This window comes from Flavobacterium sedimenticola (genome assembly GCF_030053345.1).
Classification (GTDB): Bacteria; Bacteroidota; Bacteroidia; order Flavobacteriales; family Flavobacteriaceae; genus Flavobacterium; species Flavobacterium sedimenticola.
Map to the genome: position 1 here is coordinate 25,943 of NZ_JASGBP010000002.1, position 16,305 is coordinate 42,247.

Consider the following 16,305-nt stretch of genomic DNA (forward strand, 5'->3'; position numbering starts at 1 on the left):
TTATTCAATCACGATAGTGTAGTTTCTGCTGGTCGTATCGTTTCCCAAACAAATATTATTGCTGTCAGAGAACGGATCGTCATCATCATCTTCCCAAGTATCGGGATAATCAATAGTTAAGTGGACTTTAAAAGTGTGCGTTCCTGCTGCCGTAGGCGTACCGGTAAAAATAATTTTTCTTCCTTGTTGATAATAACCGATACCCGGCGGCAAACCATTGTCAATCGATAGATAATAGATGTAACTATCATCATTCGGTGCATTCTTAACCGATGCCTGAATGGTTTCGCTATAGGCCACTCCCACTTGTCCGATACGCAATGTTTTTGGCGGTAAAGTCGGTTTGGCACTTATAATACAATCCACTAATTCACCACAGGCCATTACTGTAAAAGACAAAATCAGGCATAAAAAGGCGACTATTTTTAAAGATCTTTTCACGTTATACAACTCTGTTTTTTCGATTTATAATTAGCCATATCACAACCGGCGCACCTATGATAGAGGTAATTGCGTTGATGGGCAGCGTAAATTCAAACCCCGGCATTTGGGAAACCGCATCACAAAGTAACATAATAATGGAACCGATTACCAAAGTTCCTAAAAATAATGTTTTATGATGGCTGGTTTTGAAGAGTAACTTAACCAAATGCGGTACGGCCAAACCAATAAAAGCAATGGGGCCGGCAAAAGCAGTAATGCTTCCGGCTAAAATACTGGTGGCTATGATAATGGTGTATTTGGTTTTTTGAAGATTCATTCCCATACTTCGCGCATAGTTTTCGCCAAGTAGTAAGGCATCCAATGATTTCAGCGTGAAGAGACTCAGCAACAATCCCAAAACTACCGCAACAGTGAGCAAGCTTATATTGGACCACGATAAATTACCGATACTTCCCATCGACCAAAAAGTATATTTCTGTAACTGTTCTGCCGAACTGAAATAGCTGAAAACACTTACGATAGCGCCGGTAAAACTACTGAACATTAATCCGACTATCAGAATCGACATGGTATCGCGCAGTTTTTGAGAAACAATCAAAATCAGCAATAACACCAAAACACTACCTAGGCAGGAAGCTAAAATAATACCGTATGAAGACAGTAAAAATGAAGAAAAAAACGACGGTAAAACGCCCGCGCCGAGTATTACAAAAGCCACGCCCAGACTCGAGCCCGAACTTAATCCCAAAACATACGGACCGGCCAAAGGATTTCGGAAGAAAGTCTGCATCAACAATCCGCTCACCGATAATCCCATACCTACCAAAATGGCTGTAATGGCTTTGGGTAATCGGAAATTGAGGATAATGTATTGCCAGGTTTCTTTTTCCGACGGACTGCCCATCAGGCTTTTAAAAACTTCTTTCAAGGGAATAGCCACTTGGCCAAAAGAAATATTGACCAACAAAGCCAATACCAATGTCAATGACAAAGTCGTGAAGAGAAAAGTATTTCGGCGGCTGGTTTTCAAACTATTTTAATTTTTCAAAGAAAAAAGGTTGGTAGGTCGGCAGCAATTCGGGGTGCAAAATTTTGACAATATCTTTCAACACTATATCCGGTCGGTTAGGAGCCAATTCGTAATACAAGATGCCGCCGGTTTTTCCTTTTTTTCCGCTGAACGAATATACATTTTTATTTCGGAATGCGTCAAACTGTGCATAATGTGGATTTTTGTCGGTCATTTCTCGTAAAGAGGAAAACTGTCCCGAAGTAATCCAAATGTCGGCGTTTTTAGCCTTGTCAAATACTGTTTCAAATGAAAGCGACAAACTACCGGTTCCGCTGGTCTCGGCCCATAGGTAGCGACTTTGCGCTTCTTTCAACAGCAAACTTCCCCAGCTGGTTCCTTTGGGTAAGTACCAGCGGTCTTCATACATGTCTCCGGCTAAAACGGTCGGTTTGTTTTGCGCGTTTTTGGCGATTTGGATGGTTTTCAAATACTCTTTTTCGATGGTGGTGAAAATGGCTGTCGCTTCTTTTTGTTTCCCTAAAAGGGCGCCGAAAAATTTAATCCATTCGGCTTTGCCTAGCGGCGTTTCCTCGTTCCAATCGCCGTTGAGCATGACTTTTAAACCGCTTTTTTGTAAATTATCCAACGTTGGATTGTTGTTGTCGATGCCGTAACCGATAATCACATCGGGTTGCAAATCGAGCAATACTTCGGTGTTGAGACTTTGATTCATCCCTAACTCCTTGACTTTTCCGGCTTCAATTCGGGCACGTACCTTTTCCGAAGAAATATAATCCAAATGGGGAAATCCAACCAGCGTTTTCTCGGCATCCAGCATTTCTAATGACGGAATATGCGTAGTGGAAGTAACCACCATGCTTTTCACCGGTATCGGAATGATAGTGTGTTTTTGCAAACTATCGGGCACACGGCCCTTTTTTTCCTGCAATATGTAGGTGTAGGTTTGGGTCGCTTTTGGCCACGGGTTTTGAACAGTGACTAAAGAATAACCGTCATAGTTTACAATAGAAAAACCTTTGGCATACCGAACTTTGTTTTCAGAAATGGTTGTTCGACTCGAATGAGTTTCGTTTTTACATCGAACCATAAATAAGGCAATCACTGAAAGCAATAACAGTTTGTGAACCGTTTTCATTACATAGATTTTTTACAAAAGTATAGTTTTGTTTTTAATTTAAAGATTTACATTTGCACCCGAATCAAGGTTGTGATTTTTGTTTTTTAAAATCGCATTAAAAGGGAATTTGGTTAAAATCCAAAGCTGTACCCGCAACTGTAAGCTACTAAGCTTGTTGTTATCTGCAATACCATTGTCTCGATGCCTCGGGATGAGAAGGTCAACAACAAGACGCAAGCCAGGAGACCTGCCTGATTTATTGAGTAACAAACTTTCGGGAAAAAAGGTTTGGGTATGGGTAAATTCTATGCTTTTCTCCCACGATTATTAAATTATTGTTGAATTTAAAAAATGAAAAAAACAATTAGGGCAGTAGCTGCTTTGGCTTTGCTGAACACTTGTGCGTATGCGCAGGTTTCCGATTCTACGCAAGTGAATGCGTTACAAGAAGTGGTGGTTTCCGATACCAAATTTGCCCAGCGCAAAGAAAAATCGGGAAAAATTATTGAAGTGATTTCGGCCCAAGAGCTCGAAAAAAAATCCGGTCAAAGTTTGGCTACCGTATTGTCACAAGTCACCGGAGTGGAGATTAACGGGAACCAGTCGGCCAACGGAAAAAATTTAGGGTATTACATTCGCGGGGGCAAAAACCGACAAGTTTTGGTACTCATTGACGGGATTCCGGTTACCGATGCTTCGGGAATCAGTTTGGAGTACGATTTGCGTTTGCTTCCCATCGAGCAAGTCGAACGCATCGAAGTAATGAAAGGCGCAGCGAGTACTCTGTACGGCACCGGAGCTGCAACGGGAGTTATTAATATCACTTTGAAAAAATCATCTCAAAAAGCAATCGAAGGCAATGCCTATATCAATATCGGTTCCAACAACACTACCGATAACAAAAAGTATAACGGACAAGATTTTAATCAAGGGATTTCGGTGAATGGCAGCAGTAAAAAAGCGAATTACTTGCTAGGGTTCAACAGTAGTGAAAGCGGTAATATCTCGCAAATAGCATCGCCTGATAATGCTACTGATTACGAAGAAGACATTTTTTCCCGTCAAAACCTAATCGGGAAGTTCGGGTATAAAATGAGTTCGAAGACAGCGGTTGATTTCTTTGCGAATTACGACAGAATAAAAAACAACTACGATTTGCCGTTTGACAATACCGGATTCAACGATACGGGTGTCAATACCACAACTTCCGAACAATTTCGCTTCGGGATTTCGCCCAAATACAAATATAACAAAGGGGAATTTGTGCTTAATTCCGGTTTTACCAAAATCAAACGCGATTACCGTGAACTCAATACGTTTACCACGGAAAGCGATTATTCGGTATACGAATCCAGAAGTGTAGTTGCAGACGCGTTCAACAAGTACAACATCAATAAGCAATTAGCTGTTATTGTGGGGACGAATTATCAGTTTCACGATATGTTGAGTCAAACGCCTTATGGCAATATCGACCGAGATGCGGTGAAATTCAATATTTTGGACGGATATACGACTTTGGTATATCATTTTGATTTCGGTCTTAACATTAACACCGGTGCCCGATTAAACCATCACAGTGCTTACGGCAATAATTTTGTCTACAATTTCAATCCGTCTTACACCGTAAAAGCCGGATTTCCGTTAAAATTAGTAGCGTCTTACAGCACGGCTTACATCACGCCGAGTTTGTACCAATTGTACTCCGAATACGGTAATGCCGATTTAACTCCGGAAAAGAACGCCACTGCAGAAGCCGGATTGGAAGCGGCTTTTTTTGACAAAAAAGTAAAATTTGATGCGGTAGCCTTTTATCGCGACCAAACCAATTCATTTGATTTTTATTTCGATCCCAATACCTTTGAAGCCTATTATATCAACGTTAGCGGAAAGCACAAGGCCAAAGGTGTAGAAACGGAGGTTGCCTATGATGTTACATCAAAATTGCGGTTGAATGCCAATTACACCTTTACCCAAGTTGATGAAGCATTAAACCGTTTGATTCCGAAACATAAAGCCAATGCCGGAATCGATTACCAACCTACCCCCCGAACGTTATTCAACCTGAGTTATCAATATTTTGACGCGCGAAATGATGCTTATTTTGACGGTAATACTTTTACCACTACAACCGTAACATTAGGTTCCTACCAATTGGTGAATGCTTTGGTGAAATATGAATTAATCCCAAACCGATTGACTTTATTCGGATCGGCTACCAATATCTTTAATGAAGCATTTATAGAAAATGTTGGGTACAACACTCGAGGTAGAAATTTCAGGATAGGAATGAATATTGTTTTATAAAAAGACTCTTTGATAATGCAAAAGCCAACCAAAAGGTTGGCTTTTTTGATGGCATATAATTGCGGATAAGATTATTGCATCCATTTCAGGTATACATTGGCTACAACAGGGTGAACTTCTTTCTCCAACAATGTGGCAAAAACGTCATCGCTCATTTCTTCCTGATGATTTTTTAATGTTTTCCATAGTCTTATCAATACTCTTTTGCCACCGGCATTGTAAATGTCTTTCGCAGCAGCATGCAATTTGCACTGGTACCAGCCGTAATTTTTTGGTCCCATGCCCAAAGTGGGATACAATCTTTCGAAATCTTCCAAACTGGTAAATTGAAATTCCGCAGTATCGGCATTAATCACCATGTCAGGGAAAGTTTCCAGCGCCGGTAAAAGTTCCGGTTGTTTTTCTGCAATATAAGTATGCAACATGATATTGACGAACAATTCCTCCATCCAATGGCGGTGCATTTTGACTCCGGCTTGCGCGGTGTAAGAATGTCCCATTTCGTGGAGTCCTAACAAATCAAAAAAAGGCATCATGCTCAGCGAACCATCGTTTTTGCCGTAAGCTTTTCTCAGTTGTAAAACCAACGCAGCAGGAAGCCGGTCTGTCGGAGGCAAGAAACTACGCCAAAAATCATTGTCTTCTGAAGCCACGGCCAATCGCTCATAATCAATATTATGAGGAAAGCCATAAACCTCTTGCAGAGGTTGTGCGGCAAATTCTTTCCAATGTTGCGGTGCCAAAATAAAGAGTTTTGTTTTGGGTGTAAAATCAATTTCATTTTGAAAAAAAATTACCGCATTCTCCATAAATCGGGCTATGTCTCTCGCTCTCGATTCATGTCCAGGGCTGTAATAGTAGGTTTGTGAAAAGCCCTTTAATTCTTCAAGAGGGAGATTCTTAGTGGTGAGTTGCGCAAAAGAAAAATAGCAAAACAAAAGCGAAAGAAACGATAGTGATGTTTTTCTAAATGTCGAAAATGACTGATGTGTGGCCGGTGTTGTCATGATTTTTTTTAACAAATGTAGCGCGGCGAACAAAAGTCTACATAGTATAAAATCGACAACTTAATAGTGTAGGTCTTTTTGCATTCGTAGCGGCGTGTAACGCAGCTGATCTTCGATGATGGAAGGGTTTACACCGGCAAAGAATTTGAAATCTCTAATCATATGCATTTGATCGTAATATCCGGCTTCATAAGCTATCGCAGTCCAGTTGAGTTCCGGAAAAGCTTCCCGTAACCGATACGCTTTGGAAAACTTTAAAATACGAGCATACATCTTAGGATTCATTCCGATTCTTTCTTTGCATTTTCTTTCAAATTGTTTTAAACTCAAACAAGAAAAGGAAGCTGTTTTTTCGATTGGCAAATTGCCATGATGTGTCATCAGTAAATGCATGGCAGCGTCAAAGGGTAGTATATCCTTGAGTGTTGTCATCTTATTGAGAAGGAACTTTTCAACGATATCTTTACTTTTCTCTAAATTGGTTTCGTTTTGCAACTGTTCTCGGACACATCTCATTTCGGCACCGAAAAAGTCAATGGCATCAAACCCATAATCAAATAATTCATGCATTGGAATGCCCAACAAGCGATACAAACCACCCGGTAGAAAATCAACACGAACAGCATTGAGTTGTTGATGGACTTTAATATTTACTCTCGAAAATTGGGGTCCTACCAATACTGTAAGTGGCTGCTTCTCAAAATTTCCTTCTTCAACTCGGCTCATAGAAATGGGATCGTTACAGTAAAACAGTAACGATTGAAAAGGCGTTGGAGGATACGGATTAACCACTTCCTCAATACCTTTAGGAAGGACAGCGTTTACTGTAGCAATGTTTAAAACATACTCTTGTAAGGCGCGATGTGGTATGTATATTTTGACTTCCAATGGTTGTATGGATTAAGATTAATACCAGCTATCTCATTATTCATAATCTAAAAAAATGGATTAAGATTGGCATACCCATAAGATGATTTAAAAAAATACTATTCTAAAAGCTTTTACTTCCTTTCTACATACATTTCACTTCGCAACGGATGAATCGCTTTGGCGTCGGTAAAGTCACGTTCAATTAGTGCAGGAACTTGCGGTGGTCTTCTGCCTGAGGCGATAATTTGACTGATGGCTTCCTGCAACAAAGGTTCATTGATATCTCCCAAAATACCCAGATTGGTTAGATTTTCCGGGAGCAAAGTATTGGGTTGAATCCCCGAAGTATAATCGCCAAAACCATCTTTGTTGACAACTTTTAGCACTATCGGTTGCATGGCGTATTTGTGATTCGGATTGACATTTTGCTTGGCAAAAGTCGGAGAATCATACAAAGTAACCGAACCTACGTTTTTTCCGGCAGTAACATCACCAATCTGTACGACTGTAATGTAAGGCTTTAGGCAATTAATCACTAATTCACTAGCCGAAGCTGAAGCCTTTGAGGTAAGGATATACACCTTGTTGAGGTTCAGGCTGTTCAAACCACTCACGAAGTTATTCACTAAACTGCCGGGATCGTTATCCTCAAAATAACTCTGAGCCTTTGCATTCCATTGTTGACGGGAGAATAATTGTCCTGGAAACTGTCCGGTAATCATACTTCCCAATTTGGCCGCGGTATTTACCGATCCACCGGAGTTGTATCGTAAATCTAACACCAAATCGGTTACATTTTGCGCTTGAAAATTTCCGAAAACCGCGTTAAGCTGACTGTCATAACTGCTGTAAAATCCGTTGTACATCAAATACCCAATACTATGACTGCCTTGATTGATTACCGAACTTAGTAAAATCGGATTTTCTTGTAAAGCCGTTTTGGTTAAGGTAACCGAGGTTCCGTTGGGGGTGATGTTCCCCCCGTCATAATCGGCTAAATTTACGGTATACGTATCATTAGCTAGTAATTCACGGTAATTGTCGATAGTCAAAGGCGTACCGTTAATAGCATAAAAAATAGCACCACGAGCGATAGGTTTTGAAGCGGCATCGGAGTTCGGGATGATATAGCGAACCCAGCCGTAAATGTCGGTAGTACTGCCGTTTTTATACCGTAATCCGTAATCCATACCGTTGTTCAGCGTGTTTCCCGAAAGTACACCTTCGAGCACACGGTAATCAGTGTATATGACGCTGTATCGATCGATGGAATTGTCAATCCGCAGGGCATTGAATAAGGTCACCGGATCATCAAAATCCTCTAAATAGGTGTTAAGCTGATTTTGAGTGGCAAATCGATTATCCGCTAAATCGGGGACATCACCTTGCCACAAGTAATACAAATTCATGCCTTTCCAAACAAAGTCTTTTACCGCCAAGCTTTTGGGTACGGCATTGTCATCCATGTCATCACAACCCAAAGGCAGCATCAAAAGGAACAGTATTACCAATTTTAATACATTCTTCATAGCTTTTTTCTTTTATAAACGTAAATTTAACAAGTTTAGATGAATAATTAATTTTGTTTGTAACAAAAAAAAGTGTCATTCGTCTTGACTGTATAACCAATAATTAAAGAATCATTTTTTGATGAACCAAAAAGAGTTTATGCAACTGGTGAATCCGTTTAAGGATAAAGTATTTCGGGTAGCGAAAAGGCTATTGGTAAGTACGGAAGAAGCCGAAGATGCCACTCAGGAAGTATTGGTGAAATTGTGGAATCGAAATGAAACCTTAGGAGAATATAAAAGTGTAGAAGCCGTAGCGATGACCATGACTAAGAATTATTGTTTAGATCAATTGAAATCGAAACGGGCCGGAAATCTGACCATCGTACACAATAATTTTACGGACAGAGAAGCCGGATTACACAAGCAAGCAGAAGACCGGGATACTTGGCAGTGGGTAGAACGAATTATGAACGATTTGCCCGAACAACAACGATTGATAGTGCAAATGCGTGATGTCGAAGAAATGGAGTTTGAAGAGATTGCCGAAATATTGGAAATGACCGAGCAAGCGATTCGCACCGCTTTGTCGAGAGCCCGAAAAACCATTAGAGAAAACCTATTAAAAACCCATCGTTATGGCATTGGATAGAATAGAAAATTTAATAGAAAAATACTTCGACGCGAAGACCACTATAGCTGAAGAGAAAGAGTTAAAAGCCTACTTTACTTCTACAAATGTTGCGCAGCATTTAGAACAGTATAAGCCTATTTTCGGTTATGTGTACCAAGCAAAACAAGAGCAGTTTAAAGCGACCTTGCCGTTGCATAAACCTCATAGCAACAAGAAAAGTCCGATGACTTTTTGGTTGTCTGTGGCCGCTTCAGCTACTGTTTTTCTGGGTGTCGGTTTATTTACGTACCATAGCTTTAATCAGCCTGAAACTCAAAATTTAGGAGAGATTAACGACCCTGAAATCGCTTTCAGAGAAACCCAAAAAGCTTTGAATATGATTTCCGAACAAGTAAATAAAGGCATCGGTAGTATGAACTATTTAAATGAATACCAACAATCAAAAAACAAAATTTTTAAGTAAAATCAAGAAATCATGAAATCAAAGATTCACGAATACCAAGAAAACAAATTTTTAACCATGAGTAAAAAATCATTTTTAGTTTTAGCCTTTCTGTTTACCATCAGTACTTCATTGGCCCAAACCGTATTTGACAAGTTTGAAGATCAGGAGAAAATAACTACCGTTATTGTCAATAAAAAAATGTTTACCCTTTTGAGTAAAATGAAAGTGGAAGACAAAGAAGACCAGCAGTATGTTAATTTGATTAAGAAGTTAGAGAATCTAAGGGTTTTTGTTACCCAGAGCGATTCGAAAGCAGCCGAGATGAAAGCGACTGCCGATAAATACCTTAAAACCGCCGGTTTAGAAGAATTGATGCGCGTGAATGAAAAAGGAAAGAGCGTTAAAATTTATGTCAAATCGGGTGCTACGGATTCTCAAATTAAAGAGTTGCTCATGTTTATTGACGGCGCCGGAAACGAGCAAACCGTACTGATGTCATTAACCGGAAATTTTGATTTGGATGAACTTTCGGTGCTTACCAATAAAATGAATTTACCCGGAGGAGATGATTTGAAAAAAGCCTCAAAAGGAAAAAAATAGCGTATGAAACTAGCTTTGTGGATAGCCATTTTGGTCTCGCTCATCTTGTCAGGTTGTGACAGTAAAACTAGTTTGCAACGGTATTTTGTCGATCGCTCCGAGAATAAGGATTTTGTAGTATTTGATGTTTCTCCGGGCATTATCAATGTAGACAAAACCAAATTGAGTGCCGAGCAAAAAGAAGCCTTAGCCTCGTTTGACAAAATGAATATACTGGCTTTCAAAACCAACAAGACGAACGGTGCCGAATACGATGCTGAAAGTAAAAAGCTTACCGAGCTGTTAAAAGACGAGCAATACCAACAACTTATGAAAGTAGGTTCGGGAAAAGACGGCGCTTCGGTAAGTTTTGTGGGTAGTGAAGACAACATAAACGAATTTGTATTATTTGCCAAACGCAAAGAAAGCGGTTTTGTAGTAGTTCGAATTTTGGGCGACGACATGAATCCGAACAATATTTTGAATATGATTTCGGTATTAAAAAGTGCCGATATCGACTCAACGCAGCTGGAGCCGTTAAAAGCGTTAATGCAATAGAAATAAAGGGTTAATTAAAAAAAAAGCCTCTGAGTACTCAGAGGCTTTTTTTAATCTTTAAAATATTTGAAAGGCACAATTAACATTCCGAAGCACTCGCCGTCTTCTTTCCCCAAATGCTTGTGATGCATTTTGTGGGCGCGTCGTACGGCTTTGGCGTAGCGGTTATTAGCGTTTCTGAAAAGTTTAAACCGTTGGTGGATGAATATGTCATGCACCGTAAAATAGGCTAAACCATAGGCAAAAATTCCCAATCCAATGGCTAATCCAATGGCTAAGATGTTATTTTGCCAAAGCAGAAAAAAGCCGATACTCACTACCGCATAGAAAATAAAAAAAGCATCATTACGCTCAAACCAAGAATCGTGGTCCTTTTTGTGATGGTCGCGGTGTAAGTTCCATAAAAAACCATGCATAATATATTTATGGCTAAACCAAGCCATAAATTCCATGATGCAAAAAGTAAGGATAAAAACAAAAATATGTAGTAACATTTTACAATAGGTTTAAGCGATAATTAACGTAACATTTGGCCAACAATCCGAATTTTTCATAATCGGGAACTCGGATGCGGGTATTTTTGATTTCAACGGACGGTGTTTTTTTCAATTTGGTCAGTAATTTTTTATAGTACACATAAGCCGTGTAAACACCGAATTTGGCTTCCAACGGTAATTTTAAAATGCCTTGAAAACCTACCTCAAAATCAGCTTCGATTTCTTTGATGATTTCATTTTTGGAATATTCATCCAGTTTGGACAAATCCGTATTGGGAAAATAGGTTCGGTTTAAATCCTCATAATCGGCTTTTAAATCTCTTAAAAAATTCACCTTTTGAAAGGCCGATCCCAAACGCATAGCGGCTTCTTTCAATTCGTTAAACTTTTTCTCATCACCTTTTACAAAAACTTTAAGACACATCAGGCCTACCACATCGGCAGAACCATAAATGTATTCATTGTACTCGTCGTATGATTTGTATTCTTTCTTGTGTAAATCCAATCGCATACTTTTCATAAAAGCCGCAATTAAAGACATCGGAATGGCATATTGATGAACCGTATGTTGAAAAGAATTCAAAATAGGATTAAGACTTATTTTGTTTTCTAGAGCTTGAGCTAAATCTTTTTCAAATCTGTCGAACAAAACTTCTTTATCATAGTCGTGAAACGTATCTACAATTTCATCGGCAAAGCGAACAAACCCATAGATGTTGTAAATATCCTGGCGAATACTCGGCGCTAACATTTTTACGGCGGCCGAAAATGAGGTACTGTAGGAACGGGTTACGTTTCTGCTGCATTCAAACGATACGGAATCAAAAATAGATTTCATAATGAATAATTTACAAGTTTTTGGTGATAAGATCGGCGACTAATTTTCCTGAAATCAAGGATGGTGGAACACCCGGTCCCGGAACGGTTAACTGTCCGGTAAAATATAAATTGTTAACTTTTTTACTTTTCAGTTTGGGTCTTAAAAAAGCGGTCTGCAATAGGGTGTTAGCTAAACCGTATGCATTCCCTTTGTACGAATTATAATCTTTTATAAAATCATTTACACAAAACGATTCTTTAAAGATAACGCTATTTTTGACACTTTGTTGTGTAAGCAGCTCGAAGCGGTTTATAATTTTTTCAAAATACAATTCGCGAATTTGAGGCGTGTCTTCCAACCCCGGGGCTAACGGTATTAAAAAAATACCGGCTTCTTTTCCCATAGGTGCTGCATTTTCATCGGTTTTTGATGGAAAACTGGCATAAAACAGGGGGTCTTCCGGCCAATGCGGACTATCGTAAATGGCCTCAGCATGACGGTCAAAATCAACATCGAAAAACAACGAATGGTGTTCTACATTTTCAATTTTTTTGTCAAAGCCAACATAAAACAGCAACGAGGACGGGGCAAAAACCCTCTTTTCCCAATAACGTTCAGAGTAGGCACGATAGGATTTGTCTAACAATGTCTCGGTATGATGGTAATCGGCACCACTCACAATAATATCACTGCTGATGGTTTCTCCGTTAACAACAAGAGCTTTGGCCTTTCCGCTTTCCACTATTATCTTTTCAATATTGGCATTGGTTTTAATAGTTACGCCCAATGACTGGGCCAATTCTTCCATAGCCAAAATAACGCTGTACATGCCGTTTTTAGGATGCCAAGTGCCCAAGCCAAAATCGGCAAAGTTCATAAAACTATAGAACGATGGCGTATCGGAAGGTTTGGCTCCTAGAAAAAGTACGGGAAATTCCAGAATTTGAATGAGCTTTGGATTCGAAAATTTTCGGCGAATATCTTTGGAAATGTTCCCGAAAAACTGATTTACCTTTTTAGCAGTCTCGAGGGTTACCAATTCCAACGGTGAAACACCCGGTCGATACACCAAATCTTTGATGGCAATATCATAATTGTGTTGTGCTTCTTTGATGAAACGCTCCAATTTTTGACCACTGCCTCTTTCTACCGTTTCAAACGTTTTTACAATTTCAGGCAGATTATCGGCGATGGTAATGAAATCTTTCACGCCGAAATACACTTGGTAGGCAGGTGACAATTTTATCAGTTCGTAATAATCAGCAGGTTTTTTGTTGAAATCGGCAAAAAAACGCTCAAAAACATCGGGCATCCAATACCAAGTCGGACCAATATCAAATGTGAAACCGTCTCTCTTGAGTTGTCGTGCTCTGCCGCCAATGGTTTGGTTTTTCTCGTATATCGTAACCTCGTGCCCCGCTTTTGCCAAATAGCAAGCTGCCGAGAGGGATGAAAATCCCGAGCCTATTATGTTTATTTTCTTCGCCATATTTGTTTAACAAATATATAAAAAAGTTAAACAAAAAAGAAAATTAAATCGAATTTATTAATTCTTTTATGGAATGGAACTTTATTATTTGGTGGGATAGTTGTTTGGGGTCAATATTTTCGGTCATTCTGCCAATCAGAAACAGCTCTGAAGACTCCTCTAAAATTTGATCATGAATAGTTTTTATGTAGCTATTTACCTCCCCAACATTGGGTTCGACAGTCATGTAGCAAACATAGGTGATATTGTTGAAATGCCTTTTCAAATCTTTAAGATTGTCTACCGGAACACTTTCCCCCAGATAAATGGTCTTGAATCCTAAGCTCAAAATTTCGTAATTCAAGTACATCAAACCCAATTCGTGAATTTCATTCATAGGCAAATACAGCACAAAAATACGGTCGTCACGAGTGGGCTCCTGAATTTGAAATTTTTCGGTATTAATTAGTATCTTTTGTTTGATAAGATACGAAATAAAGTGTTCATGGGCCGGAGTGATGGTGTCGGTTTGCCAAAGCAGTCCGATCTCCTCAATCAACGGAATAAATATTTCGTAAAAGACTTCTCGGAATGATTTTTCAGATAGTAATCTATTATAAGTAGAGAAGAAGAGGGCATGGTCAAAATTCATCATAGCCATCTTAAAGGCACTGATAGCATGGTGCTTGGCACTTTTTTCAGATACTATTTCGTTAACCAACTGCGGAATCTTCTCATTGGGAAGCTTTGATATTTTGGATATTTTGTAGCCGTAATTATGTAAAAGAGTGATGTTTAAAAGCTTTTGAAGATTGGATAAATCGTACATGCGAATATTGGTTTCGGTTCGCATGGGTTCCAGTATATTGTATCTTTTTTCCCAAATTCTAATGGTATGCGCTTTAATCCCCGACAGGTTTTCGAGGTCTTTGATGCTGAATACACTTTTAATATTGTTCATTCTTTCAAGAAATTAGTTAAACAAAATTAGTAAAAAAACAATACAAAAAGTATTTCTGAGGGTAAACTTTTGAAAAAGTTAAGCAGGCTGTTATGTCGCTTGGCTCTTTTCGGGTAACATAGGAGCTTATTTGCCTGCGCCTTGGTAGGAAATGAATGTAAAAAATGCATTCCGACTGTCTTTGGTCAGAAAAAATAACAGTCAAGAGTTTTGTTTGAATTCATCTTTTCTGCTTCAGAATTCGAACAGGATGGAAGAAGTTTAATCCCGCAAAGCGCCGCTTTGAAAACAAAAACACCCAATGAAAACAATCAAGCTTGTTATTTTCATTGAGTGTATTTGTCTATTCGTGACCACGATGGGATTCGAACCCATACGTCTTGCGACACCACCCCCTCAAGATGGCGAGTCTACCAATTTCTCCACGTGGCCTAAAACAAAAAAAAGTCAAACAAGGTTGTTCGACTTTTTGTGACCCGACTGGGGCTCGAACCCAGGACCCCAACATTAAAAGTGTTGTGCTCTACCAACTGAGCTATCGAGTCGTTAGAAACAAAAAAGAAAAAAAAGTGACCCGACTGGGGCTCGAACCCAGGACCCCAACATTAAAAGTGTTGTGCTCTACCAACTGAGCTATCGAGTCTTTTTCATTTCTTGAATGCGGGTGCAAATATAAGACCTTATTATTTATATTTCAAAGCAAATTTGTCATAAATTTGGGTTTTTTTACACAAGGCTCTTAATGGCTTAATTTATAAGGATTTATTGTAATGCATAAAATTATTTTAGTGGGGTATATGGGAGTCGGAAAGACAACAATAAGTCAATTGTTGGCTCAAAAAACAGGTTATGCTTGTGTAGATTTGGATCAAAAAATAGAAAAAGAAGAAAACGCAACCATTAGCGAAATTTTTAAGCAAAAAGGAGAAATCTATTTCAGAAGAAAAGAAAGCCAATGGTTTAAAGAATTGGTTACGAGCCCCGGGAATCTAATCATCAGCACCGGGGGCGGTACACCATGTTATGCCGATAATCACATGCTTTTGAACGGAAAAGGGGTAGTGTCGGTGTATTTAAAAGCATCAATAGACTTGCTTTTTGAAAGACTTAGAAACAATACGAAAGAACGCCCTTTGGTAGCGCAATATACCGATACTGAGCTCAAGGAATTCATCGCAAAAAATTTGTTTGACCGCAGTTACTTTTACAATCAATCTACCTATATCGTAACAGTCGACGGTAAGTTACCCGAAACTATTGCCGATGAAATTTTACAAATTCTAAGTTAGATAAGCATAATCGTTCGCTCCTTCAAAAACAACTTGCACATGTTCTTTTAACGAAGTAGATAATGAGATGCCTTTAAAATCGGCCTTGACCGGAAATCTTTTATGGTTGCGATCAATCAAAACTACGGTTTTAAACTTTTTTACCGGAACTTCTAAAAAATGCTTTACGCCGTATATTAGAGTAGAACCTGAATTCAAAACATCGTCCGCCAACACGATGCATTTACCACTGTACTCTTGAGCAGGAATAGAGGTGGTTATCGGGTTGAACGGGTTTTGTTTGTCTATTTTGACTTCACACAAAGTGATTCGTATATCGGCTATTTTTTTCAGTTGGTCGGCAAGCTTTTGGGCAAGTATAAATCCGTTGTGTGCGATACCGGCTAAAACAATTTCATTTTCATCGGAAAAAGTCTCTAAAATTTGATAAGCCATTCGTCTTATTTTATGTTCAATTTCTTGATGATTGAGGATGGTATTTTGAGTCATTGGTTTAAAATTTTATCAAATATACTAAGGTTTCTCTTTTTGGTTGATGCTTCATTGAATATTCTTGTACACCAAAAAGCTAAGGGTTTGATTTCTTTTGTTTTTCTTACAGAAACAGTTTGTTTTTGCGCTGCTTTTTCTTATAGGAATTTTACTTCTATTGATGGATAAACATCGATACTTTTTAACAGTTAGACGATTAATTCCAAAAATTATTTTGTCAAACTTTTTATTTTAAAGATTTCCTATAAATTTACGCTCTTGACAAAATCTGACCGGTTT

General features: G+C 38.9%; 17 protein-coding genes, 3 tRNA genes and 1 riboswitch. Of the genes, 6 read left to right on the forward strand and 14 right to left on the reverse strand.

Going from position 1 to position 16,305, the window contains the following annotated elements:
* The 3 genes from QHT84_RS04390 to QHT84_RS04400 are packed head-to-tail and all read right to left on the reverse strand — an operon-like array spanning position 1 to position 2,612.
* The gene (locus QHT84_RS04390; protein ID WP_283238340.1) at positions 1-441 is read right to left on the reverse strand and encodes a putative Ig domain-containing protein; all 441 of its coding nucleotides are present in this window, start codon (positions 439-441) and stop codon (positions 1-3) included.
* A gap of 1 nt (position 442) precedes the next feature.
* Positions 443-1,474, reverse strand: a complete 1,032-nt coding sequence (locus QHT84_RS04395) for an iron ABC transporter permease (RefSeq protein WP_283238341.1) — start codon at positions 1,472-1,474, stop codon at positions 443-445.
* A 1-nt stretch (position 1,475) separates the two neighbouring features.
* Entirely contained in the window at positions 1,476-2,612 is a 1,137-nt protein-coding gene (locus QHT84_RS04400; protein WP_283238342.1) for an ABC transporter substrate-binding protein, read from the reverse strand.
* Between the two features lie 50 nt (positions 2,613-2,662).
* Positions 2,663-2,863: riboswitch (cobalamin riboswitch) on the forward strand.
* Between the two features lie 82 nt (positions 2,864-2,945).
* On the opposite strand from QHT84_RS04400, the gene QHT84_RS04405 reads away from it, so the two are divergent.
* Entirely contained in the window at positions 2,946-4,898 is a 1,953-nt protein-coding gene (locus QHT84_RS04405; RefSeq protein ID WP_283238343.1) for a TonB-dependent receptor plug domain-containing protein, read from the forward strand.
* A gap of 71 nt (positions 4,899-4,969) precedes the next feature.
* On the opposite strand, the gene QHT84_RS04410 is transcribed toward QHT84_RS04405, so the two are convergent.
* The 3 genes from QHT84_RS04410 to QHT84_RS04420 all read right to left on the reverse strand — a co-directional run bounded on the left by QHT84_RS04410 (position 4,970) and on the right by QHT84_RS04420 (position 8,304).
* The gene (locus QHT84_RS04410; RefSeq protein ID WP_283238344.1) at positions 4,970-5,905 is read right to left on the reverse strand and encodes a hypothetical protein; all 936 of its coding nucleotides are present in this window, start codon (positions 5,903-5,905) and stop codon (positions 4,970-4,972) included.
* Between the two features lie 60 nt (positions 5,906-5,965).
* Positions 5,966-6,793, reverse strand: a complete 828-nt coding sequence (locus QHT84_RS04415; RefSeq protein ID WP_283238345.1) for an AraC family transcriptional regulator — start codon at positions 6,791-6,793, stop codon at positions 5,966-5,968.
* 113 nt (positions 6,794-6,906) lie between these two features.
* On the reverse strand, positions 6,907-8,304 hold the full coding sequence (locus QHT84_RS04420) for a S41 family peptidase (protein ID WP_283238346.1): 1,398 nt from the start codon (positions 8,302-8,304) through the stop codon (positions 6,907-6,909).
* A 121-nt stretch (positions 8,305-8,425) separates the two neighbouring features.
* Here QHT84_RS04420 and QHT84_RS04425 point away from each other — a divergent pair, with 121 nt between their 5' ends.
* The 4 genes from QHT84_RS04425 to QHT84_RS04440 are packed head-to-tail and all read left to right on the forward strand — an operon-like array spanning position 8,426 to position 10,499.
* A complete protein-coding gene (locus QHT84_RS04425) occupies positions 8,426-8,935 on the forward strand; it encodes an RNA polymerase sigma factor (protein WP_283238347.1) in 510 nt (169 codons plus the stop codon).
* The gene (locus QHT84_RS04430; RefSeq protein ID WP_283238348.1) at positions 8,922-9,380 is read left to right on the forward strand and encodes a hypothetical protein; all 459 of its coding nucleotides are present in this window, start codon (positions 8,922-8,924) and stop codon (positions 9,378-9,380) included. The genes QHT84_RS04425 and QHT84_RS04430 overlap by 14 nt, the downstream gene beginning before the upstream one ends.
* 12 nt (positions 9,381-9,392) lie before the next feature.
* Positions 9,393-9,962, forward strand: a complete 570-nt coding sequence (locus QHT84_RS04435; protein ID WP_407649231.1) for a DUF4252 domain-containing protein — start codon at positions 9,393-9,395, stop codon at positions 9,960-9,962.
* 3 nt (positions 9,963-9,965) lie between these two features.
* A complete protein-coding gene (locus QHT84_RS04440) occupies positions 9,966-10,499 on the forward strand; it encodes a DUF4252 domain-containing protein (protein ID WP_283238349.1) in 534 nt (177 codons plus the stop codon).
* A 50-nt stretch (positions 10,500-10,549) separates the two neighbouring features.
* Here the strand turns inward: QHT84_RS04440 and QHT84_RS04445 are convergent, their stop codons facing one another.
* From QHT84_RS04445 to QHT84_RS04475, 7 genes are all read right to left on the reverse strand, one after another.
* Positions 10,550-10,993: a sterol desaturase family protein gene (locus QHT84_RS04445; RefSeq protein WP_283238350.1), complete on the reverse strand. Its 444-nt coding sequence runs from the start codon at positions 10,991-10,993 to the stop codon at positions 10,550-10,552.
* 1 nt (position 10,994) lies between these two features.
* On the reverse strand, positions 10,995-11,834 hold the full coding sequence (locus tag QHT84_RS04450) for a phytoene/squalene synthase family protein (protein ID WP_283238351.1): 840 nt from the start codon (positions 11,832-11,834) through the stop codon (positions 10,995-10,997).
* A 10-nt stretch (positions 11,835-11,844) separates the two neighbouring features.
* Positions 11,845-13,305 carry a phytoene desaturase family protein gene (locus QHT84_RS04455; RefSeq protein ID WP_283238352.1) on the reverse strand — a complete coding sequence of 487 codons (1,461 nt, stop codon included), beginning with the start codon at positions 13,303-13,305 and terminating at the stop codon, positions 11,845-11,847.
* Positions 13,306-13,348: 43 nt separating this feature from the next.
* Positions 13,349-14,245 (reverse strand): MerR family transcriptional regulator, encoded by an 897-nt coding sequence (locus tag QHT84_RS04460; RefSeq protein WP_283238353.1) that lies wholly within the window; start codon positions 14,243-14,245, stop codon positions 13,349-13,351.
* Between the two features lie 350 nt (positions 14,246-14,595).
* Positions 14,596-14,677 (reverse strand) — tRNA-Leu (locus QHT84_RS04465).
* Between the two features lie 40 nt (positions 14,678-14,717).
* Positions 14,718-14,790: transfer RNA gene (locus QHT84_RS04470), tRNA-Lys, on the reverse strand.
* Positions 14,791-14,815: 25 nt separating this feature from the next.
* Positions 14,816-14,888: transfer RNA gene (locus tag QHT84_RS04475), tRNA-Lys, on the reverse strand.
* Positions 14,889-15,015: 127 nt separating this feature from the next.
* Between QHT84_RS04475 and QHT84_RS04480 the strand changes: the two genes are divergently transcribed.
* Positions 15,016-15,534 (forward strand): shikimate kinase, encoded by a 519-nt coding sequence (locus tag QHT84_RS04480; RefSeq protein WP_283238354.1) that lies wholly within the window; start codon positions 15,016-15,018, stop codon positions 15,532-15,534.
* On the opposite strand, the gene QHT84_RS04485 is transcribed toward QHT84_RS04480, so the two are convergent.
* Positions 15,526-16,023 (reverse strand): phosphoribosyltransferase family protein, encoded by a 498-nt coding sequence (locus tag QHT84_RS04485; protein WP_283238355.1) that lies wholly within the window; start codon positions 16,021-16,023, stop codon positions 15,526-15,528. The two genes, QHT84_RS04480 and QHT84_RS04485, sit on opposite strands and share 9 nt — an antisense overlap.
* Positions 16,024-16,305: the final 282 nt, after the last annotated feature.